The sequence below is a fragment of the Allopontixanthobacter confluentis genome, from assembly GCF_009827615.1.
GTDB lineage: Bacteria > Pseudomonadota > Alphaproteobacteria > Sphingomonadales > Sphingomonadaceae > Allopontixanthobacter > Allopontixanthobacter confluentis.
Genome location: NZ_WTYU01000001.1, coordinates 813078 through 830240 on the forward strand (window position 1 = coordinate 813078; position 17163 = coordinate 830240).

The following is a 17163-nucleotide window of genomic DNA, read 5'->3' on the forward strand; positions in this document are numbered from 1 at the left end:
GATGTTCAAAAAAATCCTCATCGCCAATCGCGGCGAAATCGCGTGCCGGGTCATCAAGACCGCGCGCCGGATGGGTATCGCGACCGTCGCGGTCTATTCCGATGCCGATGCGCGCGCGCCATTTGTGAAGATGGCGGATGAAGCGGTCCATATCGGTGCTTCGCCTGCCGCAGAAAGCTATCTGATCGCGGACAAGATTATTGCCGCGTGTAAGCAGACGGGGGCCGAGGCCGTGCATCCCGGCTACGGCTTTCTGTCCGAACGCACCAGTTTTGCCGAAGCCCTCGCCAAGGAAGGCATCGAATTTATCGGGCCGCCAGTAAACGCGATTGCGGCGATGGGTGACAAGATTGAGTCCAAGAAGCTGGCCATGAAGGCCGGTGTCAATGTCGTTCCCGGTTTCGTGGGCGAGATAGACGATACTGAACACGCGGTGCGGATTTCTGAGGAAATCGGCTATCCGGTGATGATGAAGGCCAGCGCCGGCGGCGGCGGCAAGGGGATGCGCCTTGCCTATAGCGAACAGGATGTGCGTGAAGGGTTCGAGGCGACCAAGCGTGAAGGGCTTAACAGCTTTGGCGATGACCGGGTCTTCATCGAGAAATTCATCCTCAACCCGCGCCATATCGAAATCCAGATATTGGGCGATAAGCATGGCAATATTCTCTATCTGAACGAGCGCGAATGTTCGATCCAGCGCCGCCATCAGAAGGTGGTGGAAGAAGCGCCTTCGCCATTTGTGACGCCAAAAATGCGTCAAGCCATGGGCGAACAATGCGTCGCCCTGTCCCGCGCGGTGGGGTATTACAGCGCCGGCACGGTAGAACTGATTGTCAGCGGCGCCGACCCCAGCGGCGAGAGTTTCTACTTCCTCGAAATGAACACCCGCCTGCAGGTCGAACATCCTGTGACCGAGGCGATTACCGGCATCGATCTGGTCGAACAGATGATCCGCGTGGCCGCTGGCGAAGAATTGGCGATGACGCAGGATGATATAAAAATCGATGGCTGGGCCATTGAAAACCGCGTCTATGCTGAAGACCCCTATCGTGGTTTTCTGCCCAGCACCGGGCGGCTTGTCACCTATCAGCCGCCGGTTGAACCGTGGGCAGATGACGGCACTGAAAATGGCCGCCGCGGAATTGACGGCATCCGCGTGGACGACGGCGTCTTTGAAGGCGGCGAAGTGTCGATGTTTTATGATCCCATGATCGCCAAGCTGATCACCTGGGGCGAGACGCGGGACGAAGCGGTAGACTTGCAAGTGCAGGCGCTCGACGCATTTCGGATCGAGGGGCTTGGCCATAATGTCGATTTTCTGAGTGCAATCATGCAGCACCCGCGTTTTCGTTCGGGTGAGTTGACGACGGGTTTTATCGCCGAAGAATACCCCGATGGGTTTGAAGGCGCGGCTTCGTCCGATGAAATACGGCGCGGGCTGGCGGGAATCGCCGGAGTGCTGGCAACCGCAGATGCCGATCGTGCGCGCCGCATCAGCGGCAAATTGAATGGGCGCCTTGCGCCTCCCGGTGATTGGGCCGTGCGGATTGGCGACACGGATTATGAAGTGCTGCTGGCAGAAGATGCCGTGACGGTGGACGCAGCGCCGGTGGAACTGGCGCTGGAATATACCCCCGGTGACCGGATGGTGGATGTCGAAGTTGGTGATGAAATGCTGACTGTGCAGCTTGAACCTACACGCACGGGTTATGCCATGACGACGCGCGGTGCGCGCCATAACGTCCGCATTTTACCGCTGCGTGTTGCATCGCTAGCAGACCATATGATCGAGAAAATCCCGCCTGACCTGTCGGGCTATCTGATTTGTCCGATGCCCGGTCTGCTGGTAAAACTGCATGTTGCAGAAGGCGACGAAGTCCAACCGGGACAGCCATTGGCGACCATAGAAGCGATGAAGATGGAAAATATCCTGCGCGCTGAAAAGGCCGGCACTATTACCAAGCTGAACGCTGCAGAGGGCGAAAGCCTGGCCGTGGATGCTGTCATTCTCGAACTGGAATAGGCGGGCTTGCAGCAACGCGGCCATGCCGAAGCGGGCTTGAAGGGATAATTCTTTGCATATCAACCATCCGCCCGCAGCGCCTGCAGCGCCAGAGATTGGCTTTGCGGAATTTCTGAAAGTGGATATCCGCATCGGCACCGTGATTTCAGCAGATGAGTTCCCCGAAGCCCGCGCGCCAAGCTTCAAGTTGGTCATAGATTTCGGCCCTGTCATTGGCGTCCGGAAAAGTTGTGCGCAGATTGCGGCAAATTATTCCGCCGACGCGCTGCCGGGCAGGCAAGTGGCAGCAGTGGTCAATTTCCCGCCGCGCCAGATTGGCCCCGCCATGTCCGAGGTTCTGACGCTGGGCTTTGCCGATGCTGAGGGGCAAGTGGTTCTGTTTTCCCCCGATCAATTGCTGCCAAACGGGTCGCGGCTGTTTTGAGGCCGTTGTTCAAACTGTGATGATCGCAGCAGGCGGCTATCCTGCAAAGCAAAACTGCTTGCAATTGGTTCACGGGCAGCAAATTCAGCTGCGCAATTCCTCGTCCAGAAACGCCGCCACATCATCCAGCGCCACGGTGCGATCCAGAAATGCTGCGCCAATGCTGCGCAGCAAAATGAACGGCAAGGTGCCGGCATCCATCTTCTTGTCGTGCAGCATGTGACGGGCAAGAGAGTGGCCATCTGCATCCATCCCGAGCGCGGAAATCTCTGTTTCCAGCCCGGCGGAACGGACAGCGCCTGCAACCCGCGCGGCATCTGCGGGCGATAACAAGCCCAGGCGCGCCGAATATCGCGCTGCCAGAATCATGCCCAAGGCAACAGCTTCGCCGTGGAGCAGCCGATCTGAAAAGCCGGTTTCGGCTTCCAGTGCATGACCGAATGTATGGCCAAGGTTGAGCAATGCGCGTGCGCCTGTCGTTTCGCGCTCATCCTCTGCCACGATGCGGGCCTTGGCGGCCACGCTGCGCGATACGGCCTGCTGCCGAAGGACGCGATCGCCTGCGATGACCCCGGTCCCATGCTCCTCGCACCATTCGAAAAACGCCCTATCGCCCAACACGCCATATTTCAGGACTTCGGCGTAGCCTGCGCGCAATTGCCGTGTGGGTAATGTTTCCAGCGCATCAAGATCTGCCAGCACCAGCGAGGGCTGGTGGAACGCGCCAACCAGATTCTTGCCTGCCGGGGTGTTGATGGCGGTTTTTCCGCCAACGCTTGAATCTACCTGTGCCAATAGGCTTGTAGGAAGCTGGATGAAGCTGCAGCCCCGTTTGAGGATGGAAGCGGCAAAGCCCGTCAGATCGCCAATCACGCCGCCACCCAGCGCAAGAATGTGGTCCCCGCGTTCCACTTCCTGTTCCAGCAGCCAGTCGATTGTGCGGGCCAGCCCGTCCCAGCTTTTGGCCCCTTCGCCAGCAGGCAAAACCAGCCATTGCGGTTCATACCCTGCACCAGCGAGCGATGCCTCCACCGGCCCGCGCCACTGCTGCGCCACATTGGCATCGGTAATAATGGGCACGCGTGCCTTGCGAAGGAAGGGCGCGCAATGTTCTGCCACATTGGCCAGCAATCCGGCTTCTACCATCACCTGATACGAACGGCCTGCAAGTGCGACAGGGATTACAGCCATTTTCCGATTGCCTCCAATATTGCCACGGCGGTTTCGTGGTGCGGGGCCGACTGGCTGGCAACCCTGACCTGCGCTTCGGCGTAAAAGGGTTCACGCTGGGCATACAGACGGGACAATATCTCGTGCGGGTTCCCGTCGCGCAGCAGCGGCCTTGTATTGCGCCGCGAAGTGCGTTCAACCAGCGTGTCGATATCGCAATCAATCCACACTGCGATGGCCGATTTGAGAATCAGTGCCCGCGTCTCGTCATTGACAAATGCGCCGCCGCCTGTGGCGATGACACCGCCTTTGGCCGCAGCGCCATCTTCAATCAGCCGGGCAATTACCCGCCGCTCACCATCGCGAAAATACGCTTCGCCGAATTGTTCGAAAATTTCGGCAATGGAAAGCTGCGCTGCATCTTCGATGGCTTCATCCGCATCGACAAAGCCGGTGTGCAGAAGCGAGGCCAGCTTGCGTCCGACGGTGGATTTTCCAGCACCCATCAATCCTACCAGCACGATGGGCCGGTCGATCCGTTCCGCAATAGCCGCAATTCCATCGGAAAAGGCGCGCGGGGCAGCAGGGTCATCTTCGAGACGCATTGCCGCCCCGCCTATAGATGCGCTAGGCGGGGCGCAACTATGGTTCACACAGGATATTGCCGGCTTTGACCTTGACCAATAATCAACCCGGACCTGAAGGCAGGTCCTGGTCAGACCAGAAACCCGCCGAAGCTGGGCGCAAGCTGTCTGTCAAACGCATTGCTCTTTTGGTTTTACTGCTGCTAGCGGTGCTGGTGATATATGCGTGGATTGATGGCGGTGAACAGCCGCTGCACCCGATTGCCCAACCCATTCCGCTGCCCGGGCAGGCGGAATGACCGGAAGACCTAGCACGATGCGAAAATTGAACACGATGCGCGCAATTATGGCAGGGGTGGGCGTTCTGGCGCTTTGCTCCACACTTGCCGTTGCGCAGGATGCCCCCAAATCACTGCTGCCGCCCGGGTTTGATGATCCGGCGCCAACCCCTGCGCCAGCCGCCGGACCAGCGCCGCGGCCATCCGCAGCGCCTGCGCCCAATGCGTCATCTGCGCCATCAGCACCGGGGACAACCAGTGTTCCGGTGGTCCAGCCATTGCCTTCCGCGCCTGCGGCAACAGTCCGTGCGCCGGAACTTCCGGCGGGACTTCCTTCCCTGCGCGAACTGGAATCGCTTGATCCTGATGAACTGGACGAATTGCTGGGGCTGAAGCCCAAGTTCGACATTCCTCCTGCCGCGCGCCGGTCGCTTGACCGGGTCGGTTTTTTGGCCGGTGCAGAAGGCGGCCTGCCAGCGCAATCCCTTGCCAATCAGCCCGGGTCGATAGTGCGGGCTGCACTTGTTGGCACGCGCGAGCCTTTGGTGTCGCGTTGGGGCCATATCCTGCTTCGCCGCGCCTTGGCCAGCAGGCTGGCCGCGCCTGCCGGGATGCGTCCGGTGGAATTTGCCGCGCTGCGTGCAGGGCTGCTGAACCGGATTGGCGAACATGGCGCGGCGCGTTCGCTGGTGCAGGAAGTGGACACCAGCAACTGGAACAAGGGGCTGACCAATGTGGCCCTTGATGCGTATATTGGCACCGCCGATGTCGTGGGGGCATGCCCGGCGGTGCGCTTGCAGGGCGGGGAACGAAAAGACCCTGAATGGACGATGCTGCAGGCCATTTGCGATGCCTATGCCGGGCAGGGCGTCCGGGCTAATTCCAATCTCAACCGTGCGCTTTCCCGCCAGATCGCTCCTGATATCGACGTGCTTCTGGCGCAGCGATATGCCGGCGCTGCCGGGCGCGGGCGGCGGGCGGTCAATTTGGAATGGGACAGGGTTGAGGGGATGACCCCATGGCGTTTCGCGCTGGCCAGCGCGGTTGGCGCGGAAATTCCGGAAAAACTGCTGGTCAACGCCGGCCCTTATTACGAACGCGTTTCCGCCACTGCACCAATGCTGGCGTTGCCCCAGCGGGCAGGCGGCGCGGGCCGGGCTGCTGGCGAGGGCATTCTTTCATCTGCCGCCATGGTTGACCTCTATTCGCAAATCTATTCGGCTGAAGGTATCGAAGGGCCCGAAGCGGTCACCGCGTCACTGCTGCGGGAAGCTTACGTAGGCGATGGCCCGCTTGCGCGGATGACCGCCATCCGCAGCGTCTGGGGCGACGGCGCGGGGGTCGATTATGCCAAAATGGTGCTGACCGCCTATGCCGCAGCGCGAATGCCCGCATCGGACGAATTTGAAGCGGACGCGCCAAAGCTGATTGCTTCCATGTTGACAGCTGGGCTGGACCGCAATGCCATGCGCTGGGCGCCAGTGGTTGCCGAAGGCAGCGAAGGGTGGGCATTGCTCGCGCTTGCCCAGCCGACCGGTGCAAATCCTGTGTCATCGGGCGCAGTTGATGATTTCATCGATGATGACGCAAGCTCGCAACAGCGCAAATCCAGGTTTCTGGTGGCCGGGCTCGCTGGTCTGGGCCGGTTGGAACAGGGGGTGGCGGCTGATTTGTCCAGCCAGCTTTCGGTCAATCTGAACCGCCAGACCAAATGGAGCCGGTTGATCGATCAGGCCGCAGCGGTCGAAAACCAGCCTTTGGTTGCGTATCTGGCTGCTGTCGGCATGCAGGGTAATGGCTGGGACAAGATGACTGCCCGCCATCTCTATCATATCGTATCGGCGCTGAACCGGGTGGGACTTTCCGCCGAAGCCCGCATGATCGCGGCAGAGGCAGTGGCGCGGGGCTGAATGGACAGTAATGGCGATCAGGGCCGGATACAATCAGGGCCAGAGATAAGGGAGAGCGACCCGGCCATGTCGGCAGATATTGAGAATTTCCTCATGATGCTGGCTGCGGAACGTGGTGCTGCTGCCAATACTCTGGCGGCCTATCGGCGCGATCTGGAAGGGGCGAGCGCCATTCTGGGCGACCTTGGTGCGGCACATACGGCAGACCTTGCGCGGCTCGGTTCGGCATGGTCCGACCTTGCTCCAGCCACGCTGGCGCGCAAGGCGTCTGCCTTACGGCAGTTTTACGGATTTCTGGTGGACGAGGGGGCACGGGCGGATGACCCGTCATCAGCATTGCCGCGCCCGATAGCGCGCCGGCCACTGCCCAAAATCCTGTCTCACGATCAGATTACGCAGTTATTCGCCCGCGCGGAGATGGAATCGCAAGGGGGCACTGCGGGCCCGGTTCGGCTGCTCGCGCTGCTGGAAATGCTGTATGGATCGGGGCTGCGGGCGACTGAACTGGTGTCCTTGCCGGCAGCATCCCTTCCGCGCGATGCACCTTTGCTGACGGTGACTGGTAAAGGGGATCAGGCACGCCTGGTGCCGGTCAGCAGACGGGCGAGGGCGGCATTGGACAAGTGGATGGAAATCCGCCCGGATGGCGGGAAGTTTCTATTTCCGTCACGCGGCAAGCATATCTCGCGGGTCCGCCTGTTCCAGATGCTTAAGGAACTGGCAGTCAGGGCAGATCTGCCGCCTGAAAAAATCAGCCCGCATGTTCTGCGCCATGCATTTGCAACCCATTTGCTGGAAGGCGGCGCAGATTTGCGGGTCTTGCAGACATTGCTTGGGCACGCCGACATTTCGACCACGCAGATATACACCCATGTGGATTCCGCCCGACTGGTAACGCTGGTCAACGAACGGCATCCACTTGGGCCGCGCGCTCAACCCCTTGCCCGCAAGCGCGAACAGGACTAGCGCGGCGCCATGATTTCTTTCCTCGAATTTGAAAAACCCGTCGCCCAACAGGAAGCGCGTATCGCCGAACTGCGGAGCGCGGCCGCAGGCGATGATGTCGATATTTCGGCAGAGCTGAAGCGGCTCGAAGACAAAAGCGCGGCGCTGCTAGCCAGCACTTACGCCTCGCTCAGTCCATGGCAGAAAACCCAGGTTGCGCGCCATCCGATGCGCCCGCATTTCCGCGATTTCGTGAAATATGCCTTTGATGATTTCATGCCGCTCGGCGGTGACCGGCTTTATGGGGAAGATGAAGCGATCATGGGCGGCCTTGCCACGCTGGATGGTCGCCGCTGCGTCTTGATTGGTCATGAAAAGGGCCACGATACCGAATCGCGCATCCGCCACAATTTCGGCATGGGCAAGCCGGAAGGCTACCGCAAAGCTATCCGCCTGATGGAACTTGCGGGCAGGTTCGGCCTGCCGGTGGTGACACTGGTGGATACGTCCGGTGCATTTCCCGGGGTGGAAGCAGAAGAACGCGGGCAGGCAGAAGCGATTGCCCGTTCAACCGAAGCCTGCCTTGCGCTGCCAGTGCCGATGGTGGCGACCATTGTCGGCGAAGGCGGGTCTGGCGGGGCAGTGGCGCTGGCCAGTGCGGAACGTGTGCTGATGTTCGAACATGCGGTCTATTCGGTTATTTCGCCCGAGGGTTGTGCATCTATCCTGTGGCGCACGGCTGAAAAGGCGCCAGATGCCGCAGAAGCGATGAAAGTTACCGCGCAGCATTTGCATAAATTGAATGTGATTGACCGCATTGTCCCCGAACCTGTCGGTGGCGCCCATCGTGATCCGCGCGGTGCAGCGCAAACGTTGGGCAAGGCGATTGGGGAAGAACTGGATGCTCTGTCTGGCAAGTCGGCAGCAGAACTGATCCGGATGCGTGAAGACCGTTTTCTACAGATTGGTTCATTTTAACCCGCGCGGCCAGCATTTGGGAACAAAGCGGGCCTGCGGGCGGTTTCTTACGGAATACAATTCGGGCTGCGGTTCAATATCGCGCCTGACCAAGGTTCCAGGAGATCGCATGATGACCAGTTTCAAAAAATCAGCCCTTGCTTCCACCGCGCTGCTATCCTTCGCGCTTGGCGGCTGCGCTGCCGTTGGCGGCGGCCCCATCCCGAATGCCTCAGCGCCCATTTCCCAGACCGAAGCCCAGCAGGGCGCGCAGGCGCACCCGGAATTGCTGGCTGAATTTGGCGGCACCTATCAGGGCACCCAGGCTGCCTATGTCGAACAGGTGGGCAAGAATATCGCGGTGCAGTCGGGTTTGGGCAATGCACGCGATTCGTTTACCGTTTCTCTGCTCAACAGCTCTGTAAACAATGCTTTCGCCATCCCCGGCGGTTACATCTACACCACGCGCCAACTGGTCAGCCTGATGAACAACGAGGCCGAACTGGCTGGCGTTCTCGGGCATGAAGTGGGCCATGTTGCCGCACGTCATAGTCAGCGGCGCCAGGCCAAGGCGCAGCAAAATACGCTGCTCGGCGCAGCGGGCGCCATTCTGTCCGGCATTCTGCTAGGTGACAGCAGCGTTGGCCAGACCCTGTCCAAGGGGTTCTTGCAGGGTTCGCAGCTGCTGACCCTCAAATTTTCTCGCTCGCAGGAATTGCAGGCTGACGAATTGGGTATCGAATATCTCGGCAAGGCAGGTTACGATCCGCGCGCAATGGGCACTGTTCTTCAGAGCCTGGCAGCGCAAAACGGGCTCGATGCTTCGTTGCAGGGTCGTGACAATGCCGGCATTCCCGAATGGGCATCCACTCATCCAGACCCCGCAGGCCGCGTGCAGACGGCATTGGCCAAAGCAGGGCAGACGTCCGGCACCCTCAACCGCGATACTTTCCTGTCACGCATTGATGGGCTGATGTATGGCGATGATCCGGCTCAGGGCGTGATCGAAGGCCGTCAGTTCCTGCACCCGCAGTTGCGCCTCGCATTTACCGCGCCAAGCGGCTTCTATATGGTCAATGGCACGCGTGCTGTGTCGATCAATGGTGAAAGCGGTCAGGCGCAGATGAGCACCGCGCCTTATAATGGCAATCTGGAAACCTACGTCCGCTCGGTCTTCAGCTCGATCGGCGGGAAGGATCAGAACCTGGCTCCGGCCAACATTCAGCGCACTACCGTGAACGGTCTGCCAGCCATGTTTGGCACAGCGCGGGTAAACAGCGGCAACGGGGAAGTCGATCTGGTGGTATTCGCGTATGAATTTGCCAACAATCAGGCGTATCACTTTGCCGCTATCAGCCAGGCTGGCCGTACTGACGCGTTTTCGCCAATGTTCAATTCCATGCGCCGGATTACACCTGCCGAAGCTGCAGCAGTCGTTCCGCGGCGGATTGATGTGGTGACAGTTGCGCGCGGTGACACTGTTCAGTCCCTGTCGCGCCGCATGGCCTATACCGATGCGCAGGAACGCCGTTTCCGCGTGCTGAATGGTTTGGGGTCCACCGAGAGCATCGTGGCCGGCCAGAAGGTAAAGATTGTCATTAAATCACGCTAAGCGAAAGAAAACACAGAATCGGAAGCGGCGGGGATCAATCCCCGCCGCTTCTAAAGTAGATGAAAATTTATTTATAATTACAAGGTTTACGCATTCGCAGCGGTCAATTTGTCATCAACCTTTAGGAATGTCGTTTCCAAGTTATCGCCGACTTGACCCAATGCTGTGATCGCTGCAACAGCGATCAAAGCTGCGATAAGACCGTATTCGATTGCAGTTGCGCCATCTTCGTTGCGGATCAATTTATTGAAAAATTTCATGGTTAGTCTCCTAGTTGGTCTTCGTTACCCGGCCAGTTCACTTTGACGCGAAACCGGCATTTAGAGAGCTAGGACGATTACGTTGAAAATCCCTTAACCCCCATTTTGGTCAGTTCTCGACTGCGTTAACAACCCTAGCGCTGACCTCGTTCCACATGCCGATTGTTGTGCTGCCGACAGAATTGAAAGCTGTAAGCATCCCGATCACGATCATGGACAATATCAAACCATATTCGATTGCCGTTGCACCGCTGTCTTCGCGACCCAGTTTTGTCAGGAATTTGAAGAAAACCATGCGCATGCCTGCCGATATGTTTTGACAGCATCCGTAATGCTACGAAGGTGTTAACAAATGATTGTTGCCAGGGGCCAAGGTGGAAAAATTTCCGACACGCATCGCAGTCGTTGCCGCCGCTTTACGGCGGTGTGATGGCCTTTGGCTGATGTATAAGCGGCCTGAGGGCAAGCAGCATGGCGGCCTGTGGGAATTCCCCGGCGGCAAGGTGGAACAGCACGAAAACCCCAGAAGTGCATTGATTCGCGAGATTGATGAAGAACTTGGTCTGGTGATTGACGAAGCCACTCTGGCGCCGTCAGGATTTGCGGAAAGTGCCGTGACAAGCGCCGCGCCCCAGATTGTAATTTCGCTTTACACTGCATCGCGCTGGACCGGATCACCGGTGTGTCATGAAGGCGGGGAATACGGCTGGTTCACACCTCGTGAGATTGAAATGCTCGAAAAACCGCCGCTTGATGTGGTGCTCGCTCACCAACTATTTGCCGAACTGCAAAATTAGGGCGGATAAGGGATTGCCAAGATCGAAAGCCCCCCTTATGTGCCGCGCTCCAAGGCGCCCGTAGCTCAGCTGGATAGAGTACCTGACTACGAATCAGGGGGTCGGAGGTTCGAATCCTTCCGGGCGCACCAAATACCCAAACACACGCAAAGAGCGTCCCCTGCAAAAGGGGGCGCTCTTTGCGTTTGGGCAATAGTTGCGGCCGTGTATTGTGCAAATGGTTGCCCGATGGAACTCATGGTGTGTTCACCTGTTCATCTTGTGAAACCAACAGGAGAGACCCCATGGCCGAAGCCAAAGACATTTTTGACCGTTTGAAGCAGGATCACGACAAGCACCGCGAATTGCTGGACAAGCTGGCCCAGACCCATGGTGACAGCGAAGAGTGCAAAACCCTGCTGGAAGAATTCACCGTTGAAGTGAAGGGGCACGCATCCGCCGAAGAACAGGCACTATATTCCACCATGCTGCGCAAACCGCCGACCACCGACGATACGCGGCATTCGGTTGCCGAACATCACGAGTTGGAAGAAGCCCTGAACGACCTTGCGGCGACTGATATGTCGTCTTCCGCGTGGATGGCGAAATTCAAGCAGCTTGACCATGATTATCGCCATCACATCAATGAAGAGGAAGAAGAACACTTCCCCGATTTCGCCAAGCACCTTACCGAGGATGATACGCAGCACATGCGCAAGGTGTTTGAGGATCGCAAAGCCAAGGAAAAGGCCGATGCAGAAGTTACACCTGAAAAGAAGGACGACGCCAAGGAGTAGGCTTTTCGATGGGGGCAATTGAACTGAACTCGAAAGTGAAAACGGCAGACGACGTCGATGATGCGTCTGCCGAAGAAGGCGTATGGCGCTATGCAATGGCGGAACGCGCCAGCGTCATCGTGGATGCGGAAGATTACTTTGCCCTTATGCAGGATGCGATGCTGGAAGCCCGGCAGCGCATCCTGATGATCGGGTGGGATTTTGACACCCGCATACATCTGGCCGATGGCCGCCGGTGGTGGCAAAGGGGCCGCCGCGAACAGCATCCCAAACGGCTCGGCAGCTTCATTCTCTGGCTCACGCGTAAAAACCGCGGCCTGGAAGTGCGTATTCTGAAATGGAGCTACGGCGTGCTCCAGTTCGCCACGCGCGGGTCCATGGCGGTGGATCTGATGCGCTGGTGGCGGAACAAGCAGATCGATTTTCATTTTGACACGGCCCATCCTGTGGCTGCGAGCCATCATCAGAAAATCGTCGTCATCGATGACAGATTTGCCGTGTGCGGCGGGATCGACATGACCACGCACCGGTGGGACACGCGCGAACATCTGGAAACGGACCCGCGGCGCAAGCGGCCCCGGGGCAAGGCCTATGGCCCATGGCATGACGCGACCATGATGCTGGATGGCCCCGTGGCAAAAGCGCTGGGCGATCTTGGCCGAGACCGCTGGGTGCGGGCAGGCGGAACAGCGCTGGAAATGGTCACAGTCCCTGAGAAAAGTCCGTGGCCTGAAAGTTTGACAGCACAGTTTGAAAACGTCGAAGTCGGCATCGCCCGCACTCGCGGCGAATATAGCGGCGAGAGCGGCGTCGACGAGATTGCCGATCTGTTTGAAAAGCAGATCCTGGAAGCGAAGCATTTCATCTATGCCGAAAGCCAGTATTTCGCATCACGCCGCATCGCCACGGCAATCTGCAAACGCTTGATGCAGGATGATCCGCCCGAAGTTCTGATCGTGCATCCGCAGAATGCGGACGGCTTTCTGGAACAGCAGGCAATGGACCATGCCCGCGCGGAACTGGTGCGCACATTGGGCGATCAGGACCCGCAAAAGCGTTTCAATCTTTACGTGCCGTTCACTGGTCAAACGCCGATCTATGTCCATGCCAAGATCATGATCGTGGATGACAAGATATTGCGGATCGGCTCTGCCAATATGAACAACCGTTCGATGGGGCTGGATAGTGAGTGCGATGTGTTCATTGACTGCCATCGGCCGCTGAACGCCCATGCCGGGGATGCGGTGGCGCGGCTGCGTTATTCGCTGCTGGCGGAACATTGCGGTCTGGAAGAGGAAGAAGTCCCGCAGCTTATCGCGCGTCATGGCGGGATGGCAGCGATGATCGAACATCTGGGCCTTGAACGGGGGCGGACGCTGCGGCGTTATGAATTGCCTGAGCTTAACTCAGTGCAGGAAACGCTGGCCGAATCCAGCATTCTCGACCCGGAAAAACCGGAAGACATGTTCGAACCTTACGCGAAGGGTGGGCTATTTCGCAGCAACAGCCTATTGGGCAGGGCCAGAAAAAGACTGATGCGAAGGAAAAAGCCATGAGCAGCCTGGTCGGGCCTGATGAAGATGTCGAACGGGGCAAGGTTCCGGTGCCGGAGCATGTGCAGGACGCAATCCGCACTCTGCTGGAATGGGCCGGCGATGACCCGCGGCGCGAAGGGCTGGTCGACACTCCCAAGCGTGTAGCGCGGGCGTGGAAAGAATATTGTGTGGGATATGGCGAAGATCCCTCCATGCATCTGAACCGCGTGTTCGAGGAAGTGGGCGGGTATGACGAGATCGTTCTGTTGAAAGACATCCCGTTCCAGTCCCATTGCGAACACCATATGGCACCGATCATCGGGAAGGCGGCGATCGCCTATCTGCCGGATAACCACGTGGTGGGCATTTCCAAGCTGGCGCGGGTTCTGCACGGTTTTGCCCGGCGTTTGCAGATTCAGGAACGGCTGACTGCCGAAGTGGCAGAATGTATCTGGGATAATCTCAAGCCCAAGGGTGTTGCCGTGGTGATCGACGCCAGCCACGCCTGCATGACCGCACGCGGCGTTCGCACTCCGGGTGTGTCCATGGTGACAAGCCGCATGATGGGCACCTTTCTCGAAGACCATAAAAGCCGCAAGGAAGTGCTCAGTCTGATGGGGTATTGACCAGCGGTTTTCCGTTGGTCGACAAATCTGCGCAGTTTGGCGTGCGCGCGCTGTGAAACGGGAACAGAATGCTTCGATCTTTGTTGGTTTTGTAAATGCATTCAAGCAGATACGGAGCCTACATTATGAACAAGTCGCATGACATCACAATCGCCAACACACTGATCGCCACTACGCTGGATAGCATGAAAGGCTATAAAGAAGCATCGGAAGACAGCGAAACGGCAAACGCAGCGTTCTTCTGCGAGATGGCTGATGAACGCAGCAAGGTCGCATCCACCCTTCAGGCGCATGTTGCTTCGCTCGGCGGTGATCCGGAAGATGACAGCACCGTTACAGGCGCATTGCATCGCGGGTTCATGAACCTGCGCGAACTGGTTAGTGCGCGTGATGAGAAAGCAATTGTCGCAGAAGTCGAACGCGGCGAAGATTACATCAAGGCGAAATATTCGACCGCCCTCGAAGACGGTGATGTTTCACCACAGACCAAGGCTGTGATTGAGCAGGCCTATGCCTCCATCGTCAGCGGCCACGACAAGATGAGCGCGATGAAGCACCGTATGGAAGGCTGAGCACTTTCATTTGGAATTAAAAAGGGCACCAGAAATGGTGCCCTTTTTTGTGCTTGTGCACGACGCATATCCGGCGGGTCATAAATTCAGGCAAGCCCGCTTAAATAAGGCCAAGCGCCTGTCCGATCCGGCCGGCGAGGAGATAGCCCATATATCCGGCTGCCAAGCCGGCAAGCAGTGCTGGCACGAAACCAAATCCCGACCGCAGCAATATGGCCAGCACCACAAAAGCGGGCAGGGAGCCGATCACATAGACAGTGCTGGAAATCACCATGCTGGCCACCGCCTCTGTATCGCCAGTGTCGCGCCACAGCCAGATTACCGCCAATGTGCTGGCCAGCGGCAGCGAAATCAGCAAGCCGCCCCAGGTTGGGCTGCGCCGCCCCATTTCAGATGCAACGGCAATCAGCACCCCTGAAATAGCGGCCTTGATTGCCAGTTGCATCCACATGGTATGTTACAGCTTGCCAAGCATGTATTCAGCGGAACTTACTGAAAAATCCCCCGGCTGTTCGACGTTGATCTGTTCGACCACACCATCATTCACCACCATGGAATAACGCTGGCTGCGGCCGCCCATGCCGAAGGCGCTGAAATCTGCATCAAGGCCGATGGCCTTCGCAAAATCGCCATTGCCGTCGGCCAGCATGGCAATGTCGTCAGACCCGCTGGCGCTGTTCCACGCGCCCAGCACGAAGGCGTCATTCACCGCTGTGCAGGCGATTTCGTCGATGCCCTTGGCTTTCAGTTCGTCAGCTTTTTCGACGAAACCGGGCAAATGCCGTGCAGAACAGGTTGGCGTGTAAGCCCCGGGGACGGAGAAAAGCGCAACTTTCTTGCCCGCGAAATAATCGCTCGACTGGACCTGTTCCGGTCCTTCTGCCGTCGCTTTAACCAGCTTGATGTCGGGCAGTTTGTCGCCAACTGAAATTGTCATAACGTAATTTCCTTTCGTGCAGGGTTGCTTGCGCAACAGATATAGTGGGCTGCCGCGCGCCGACAATGATAACATGATATAAAGATCGCTTTATATTTGCCACCTGCGGGGTGACCCGCTACATGCGCCGCGACTTTTAATGCACGTTCGTACGGGACGTAAAAATGATTTTCAGGAGAAATTTCGTGGCCGCAGAGCAGCAGGATTACATCATCAAGGACATTTCACTCGCCAATTTCGGGCGTGCGGAAATTGCCATCGCTGAAACGGAAATGCCAGGCCTGATGGCGCTGCGCGAAGAATATGGCACCGAAAAGCCGCTGAAGGGCGCGCGGATCACCGGTTCGCTGCACATGACCATTCAGACCGCTGTGCTGATCGAAACACTGACCGCGCTGGGCGCAGATGTGCGCTGGGCGACCTGCAACATTTTCTCCACGCAGGACCACGCCGCAGCGGCCATCGCTGAAACGGGTGTGCCTGTGTTCGCCATCAAGGGTGAAACGCTGGCGGATTACTGGGATTATGTTGGCAAGATTTTCGACTGGGCAACCGACGAAGACGCTGACCAGACCGCCAACATCATTCTCGATGATGGCGGCGATGCGACCATGTTCGCATTGTGGGGTGCACGTCTGGAAGCGGGCGAAACCATGCCGGAACCGGCCAACGCCGAAGAAATCGAAATGCAGCGCGCGCTCAAAGCTTATATCAAGGCGAAGCCGGGCTATCTGACCCAGTCGGTTGCCAACATTCGCGGTGTTTCTGAAGAAACCACCACGGGCGTTCACCGCCTTTACCAGATCGCCAAGCAGGGCAAGCTGCCTTTCCCGGCCATCAATGTGAACGACAGTGTGACCAAGTCGAAGTTCGACAACCTTTATGGCTGCCGCGAAAGCCTGGTCGACGCCATCCGCCGCGCCACCGACGTCATGCTTTCAGGCAAGGTCGCCTGCGTTGCCGGTTTCGGCGATGTCGGCAAGGGTTCGGCAGCGTCGCTGCGTCAGGGCGGCGCCCGCGTGATGGTAACAGAAGTCGATCCGATCTGCGCCTTGCAGGCTGCCATGGAAGGCTATGAAGTCGTCACCATGGAAGAAGCCGTGAAGCGTTGCGATATCTTCGTGACCGCGACGGGCAATGAAGATGTGATCACCGCTGAACACATGAAGGCGATGAAGAACATGGCCATCGTGTGCAACATCGGCCACTTCGACAGCGAAATCCAGATTGGCGCGCTCGACAATTATGACTGGGCTGAAATCAAGGAAGGGACCGACATGGTCACTTTCCCCGATGGCAAGCAGATCCTCATTCTGGCCAAGGGCCGTCTGGTCAATCTGGGCTGCGCCACCGGTCACCCCAGCTTTGTAATGTCTGCCAGCTTTACCAATCAGGTGCTGGCACAGATTGAACTGTTCCTGCGTAACGATCAGTATCAGAACGATGTTTACGTTCTGCCAAAGCATCTGGATGAAAAGGTCGCCGCGCTGCATCTGGAAAAGCTGGGCGTCCAGCTGACCCAGATGTCCAAGAAGCAGGCCGATTATATCGGTGTGCCGCAGGACGGACCGTTCAAGCCGGATCACTACCGTTATTGATTCGAAATAACGGCATTGCTGCTGCGGCAGCGGTCGGTGTTTCCATCATAAAAATCAGGCGGCTCCGGCAGATGTCGGGGCCGCCTTCTTTTTCGCCTGTTTTCCGGGTCATTTCCCCGTCTAGCCCATTGCATCCTTGCGCGCTGCGGCATAGCTGAC

General features: G+C 58.1%; 19 protein-coding genes and 1 tRNA gene. 14 read left to right on the forward strand and 6 right to left on the reverse strand.

The window, feature by feature from the left end; translation table 11 throughout:
* Position 1 precedes the first annotated feature (1 nt).
* Together GRI44_RS03840 and GRI44_RS03845 are read left to right on the forward strand one after the other, a co-directional pair.
* Positions 2 to 2023 carry an acetyl-CoA carboxylase biotin carboxylase subunit gene (locus tag GRI44_RS03840; protein ID WP_160601252.1) on the forward strand — a complete coding sequence of 674 codons (2022 nt, stop codon included), beginning with the start codon at positions 2 to 4 and terminating at the stop codon, positions 2021 to 2023.
* A gap of 52 nt (positions 2024 to 2075) precedes the next feature.
* Entirely contained in the window at positions 2076 to 2447 is a 372-nt protein-coding gene (locus tag GRI44_RS03845; protein WP_160600109.1) for a tRNA-binding protein, read from the forward strand.
* Positions 2448 to 2531: 84 nt separating this feature from the next.
* Here GRI44_RS03845 and aroB read toward each other — a convergent pair whose 3' ends face one another.
* Positions 2532 to 3638: a 3-dehydroquinate synthase gene (aroB, locus tag GRI44_RS03850; RefSeq protein ID WP_160600110.1), complete on the reverse strand. Its 1107-nt coding sequence runs from the start codon at positions 3636 to 3638 to the stop codon at positions 2532 to 2534.
* Positions 3629 to 4222, reverse strand: coding sequence for a shikimate kinase (locus tag GRI44_RS03855; RefSeq protein ID WP_160600111.1), 594 nt, complete (start codon positions 4220 to 4222; stop codon positions 3629 to 3631). The genes aroB and GRI44_RS03855 overlap by 10 nt, the downstream gene beginning before the upstream one ends.
* A 71-nt stretch (positions 4223 to 4293) precedes the next feature.
* On the opposite strand from GRI44_RS03855, the gene GRI44_RS03860 reads away from it, so the two are divergent.
* From GRI44_RS03860 to GRI44_RS03880, 5 genes are all read left to right on the forward strand, one after another.
* The gene (locus GRI44_RS03860; protein ID WP_160600112.1) at positions 4294 to 4500 is read left to right on the forward strand and encodes a hypothetical protein; all 207 of its coding nucleotides are present in this window, start codon (positions 4294 to 4296) and stop codon (positions 4498 to 4500) included.
* Positions 4497 to 6389, forward strand: coding sequence for a hypothetical protein (locus GRI44_RS03865; protein WP_232842961.1), 1893 nt, complete (start codon positions 4497 to 4499; stop codon positions 6387 to 6389). The genes GRI44_RS03860 and GRI44_RS03865 overlap by 4 nt, the downstream gene beginning before the upstream one ends.
* A gap of 66 nt (positions 6390 to 6455) precedes the next feature.
* The gene (locus GRI44_RS03870; protein WP_160600113.1) at positions 6456 to 7355 is read left to right on the forward strand and encodes a tyrosine recombinase; all 900 of its coding nucleotides are present in this window, start codon (positions 6456 to 6458) and stop codon (positions 7353 to 7355) included.
* A gap of 9 nt (positions 7356 to 7364) precedes the next feature.
* Positions 7365 to 8312: an acetyl-CoA carboxylase carboxyltransferase subunit alpha gene (locus GRI44_RS03875; RefSeq protein ID WP_160600114.1), complete on the forward strand. Its 948-nt coding sequence runs from the start codon at positions 7365 to 7367 to the stop codon at positions 8310 to 8312.
* A gap of 112 nt (positions 8313 to 8424) precedes the next feature.
* Positions 8425 to 9903: a M48 family metalloprotease gene (locus tag GRI44_RS03880; protein WP_160601256.1), complete on the forward strand. Its 1479-nt coding sequence runs from the start codon at positions 8425 to 8427 to the stop codon at positions 9901 to 9903.
* An 86-nt stretch (positions 9904 to 9989) separates the two neighbouring features.
* On the opposite strand, the gene GRI44_RS03885 is transcribed toward GRI44_RS03880, so the two are convergent.
* Both GRI44_RS03885 and GRI44_RS03890 read right to left on the reverse strand, forming a co-directional pair.
* Positions 9990 to 10163: a Flp family type IVb pilin gene (locus GRI44_RS03885; protein WP_160600115.1), complete on the reverse strand. Its 174-nt coding sequence runs from the start codon at positions 10161 to 10163 to the stop codon at positions 9990 to 9992.
* A gap of 109 nt (positions 10164 to 10272) precedes the next feature.
* Positions 10273 to 10458 carry a Flp family type IVb pilin gene (locus GRI44_RS03890; RefSeq protein WP_332872348.1) on the reverse strand — a complete coding sequence of 62 codons (186 nt, stop codon included), beginning with the start codon at positions 10456 to 10458 and terminating at the stop codon, positions 10273 to 10275.
* A gap of 79 nt (positions 10459 to 10537) precedes the next feature.
* Between GRI44_RS03890 and GRI44_RS03895 the strand changes: the two genes are divergently transcribed.
* The 6 genes from GRI44_RS03895 to GRI44_RS03920 all read left to right on the forward strand — a co-directional run bounded on the left by GRI44_RS03895 (position 10538) and on the right by GRI44_RS03920 (position 14469).
* On the forward strand, positions 10538 to 10960 hold the full coding sequence (locus tag GRI44_RS03895; RefSeq protein ID WP_332872349.1) for a (deoxy)nucleoside triphosphate pyrophosphohydrolase: 423 nt from the start codon (positions 10538 to 10540) through the stop codon (positions 10958 to 10960).
* A 54-nt stretch (positions 10961 to 11014) separates the two neighbouring features.
* A tRNA-Arg gene (locus tag GRI44_RS03900) sits at positions 11015 to 11091 on the forward strand.
* Between the two features lie 153 nt (positions 11092 to 11244).
* Positions 11245 to 11736, forward strand: a complete 492-nt coding sequence (locus GRI44_RS03905) for a hemerythrin domain-containing protein (RefSeq protein WP_160600117.1) — start codon at positions 11245 to 11247, stop codon at positions 11734 to 11736.
* 8 nt (positions 11737 to 11744) lie between these two features.
* Positions 11745 to 13292, forward strand: a complete 1548-nt coding sequence (locus tag GRI44_RS03910) for a phospholipase D-like domain-containing protein (protein WP_160600118.1) — start codon at positions 11745 to 11747, stop codon at positions 13290 to 13292.
* Positions 13289 to 13897 (forward strand): GTP cyclohydrolase I FolE, encoded by a 609-nt coding sequence (folE, locus tag GRI44_RS03915; RefSeq protein WP_160600119.1) that lies wholly within the window; start codon positions 13289 to 13291, stop codon positions 13895 to 13897. Before GRI44_RS03910 ends, folE begins: the two co-directional genes overlap by 4 nt.
* A 125-nt stretch (positions 13898 to 14022) precedes the next feature.
* On the forward strand, positions 14023 to 14469 hold the full coding sequence (locus GRI44_RS03920; RefSeq protein WP_160600120.1) for a PA2169 family four-helix-bundle protein: 447 nt from the start codon (positions 14023 to 14025) through the stop codon (positions 14467 to 14469).
* Between the two features lie 100 nt (positions 14470 to 14569).
* Here GRI44_RS03920 and GRI44_RS03925 read toward each other — a convergent pair whose 3' ends face one another.
* Together GRI44_RS03925 and GRI44_RS03930 are read right to left on the reverse strand one after the other, a co-directional pair.
* On the reverse strand, positions 14570 to 14914 hold the full coding sequence (locus tag GRI44_RS03925; RefSeq protein ID WP_160600121.1) for a DUF3147 family protein: 345 nt from the start codon (positions 14912 to 14914) through the stop codon (positions 14570 to 14572).
* Positions 14915 to 14926: 12 nt separating this feature from the next.
* Positions 14927 to 15406, reverse strand: a complete 480-nt coding sequence (locus GRI44_RS03930; protein WP_160600122.1) for a peroxiredoxin — start codon at positions 15404 to 15406, stop codon at positions 14927 to 14929.
* 164 nt (positions 15407 to 15570) lie between these two features.
* On the opposite strand from GRI44_RS03930, the gene ahcY reads away from it, so the two are divergent.
* On the forward strand, positions 15571 to 17004 hold the full coding sequence (gene ahcY / locus GRI44_RS03935) for an adenosylhomocysteinase (RefSeq protein WP_160600123.1): 1434 nt from the start codon (positions 15571 to 15573) through the stop codon (positions 17002 to 17004).
* Positions 17005 to 17163: the final 159 nt, after the last annotated feature.

Coding starts and splice junctions, on each gene's coding strand:
- GRI44_RS03925 (WP_160600121.1), bottom strand. CDS start 14,914: ATGCAACTGGCAATCAAGGCCGCTATTTCAGGGGTGCTGATTGCCGTT.
- GRI44_RS03880 (WP_160601256.1), top strand. CDS start 8,425: ATGACCAGTTTCAAAAAATCAGCCCTTGCTTCCACCGCGCTGCTATCC.
- GRI44_RS03885 (WP_160600115.1), bottom strand. CDS start 10,163: ATGAAATTTTTCAATAAATTGATCCGCAACGAAGATGGCGCAACTGCA.
- GRI44_RS03870 (WP_160600113.1), top strand. CDS start 6,456: ATGTCGGCAGATATTGAGAATTTCCTCATGATGCTGGCTGCGGAACGT.
- aroB (WP_160600110.1), bottom strand. CDS start 3,638: ATGGCTGTAATCCCTGTCGCACTTGCAGGCCGTTCGTATCAGGTGATG.
- GRI44_RS03875 (WP_160600114.1), top strand. CDS start 7,365: ATGATTTCTTTCCTCGAATTTGAAAAACCCGTCGCCCAACAGGAAGCG.
- GRI44_RS03905 (WP_160600117.1), top strand. CDS start 11,245: ATGGCCGAAGCCAAAGACATTTTTGACCGTTTGAAGCAGGATCACGAC.
- GRI44_RS03865 (WP_232842961.1), top strand. CDS start 4,497: ATGACCGGAAGACCTAGCACGATGCGAAAATTGAACACGATGCGCGCA.
- GRI44_RS03890 (WP_332872348.1), bottom strand. CDS start 10,458: ATGGTTTTCTTCAAATTCCTGACAAAACTGGGTCGCGAAGACAGCGGT.
- GRI44_RS03910 (WP_160600118.1), top strand. CDS start 11,745: ATGGGGGCAATTGAACTGAACTCGAAAGTGAAAACGGCAGACGACGTC.
- folE (WP_160600119.1), top strand. CDS start 13,289: ATGAGCAGCCTGGTCGGGCCTGATGAAGATGTCGAACGGGGCAAGGTT.
- GRI44_RS03840 (WP_160601252.1), top strand. CDS start 2: ATGTTCAAAAAAATCCTCATCGCCAATCGCGGCGAAATCGCGTGCCGG.
- GRI44_RS03920 (WP_160600120.1), top strand. CDS start 14,023: ATGAACAAGTCGCATGACATCACAATCGCCAACACACTGATCGCCACT.
- ahcY (WP_160600123.1), top strand. CDS start 15,571: ATGATTTTCAGGAGAAATTTCGTGGCCGCAGAGCAGCAGGATTACATC.
- GRI44_RS03930 (WP_160600122.1), bottom strand. CDS start 15,406: ATGACAATTTCAGTTGGCGACAAACTGCCCGACATCAAGCTGGTTAAA.
- GRI44_RS03855 (WP_160600111.1), bottom strand. CDS start 4,222: ATGCGTCTCGAAGATGACCCTGCTGCCCCGCGCGCCTTTTCCGATGGA.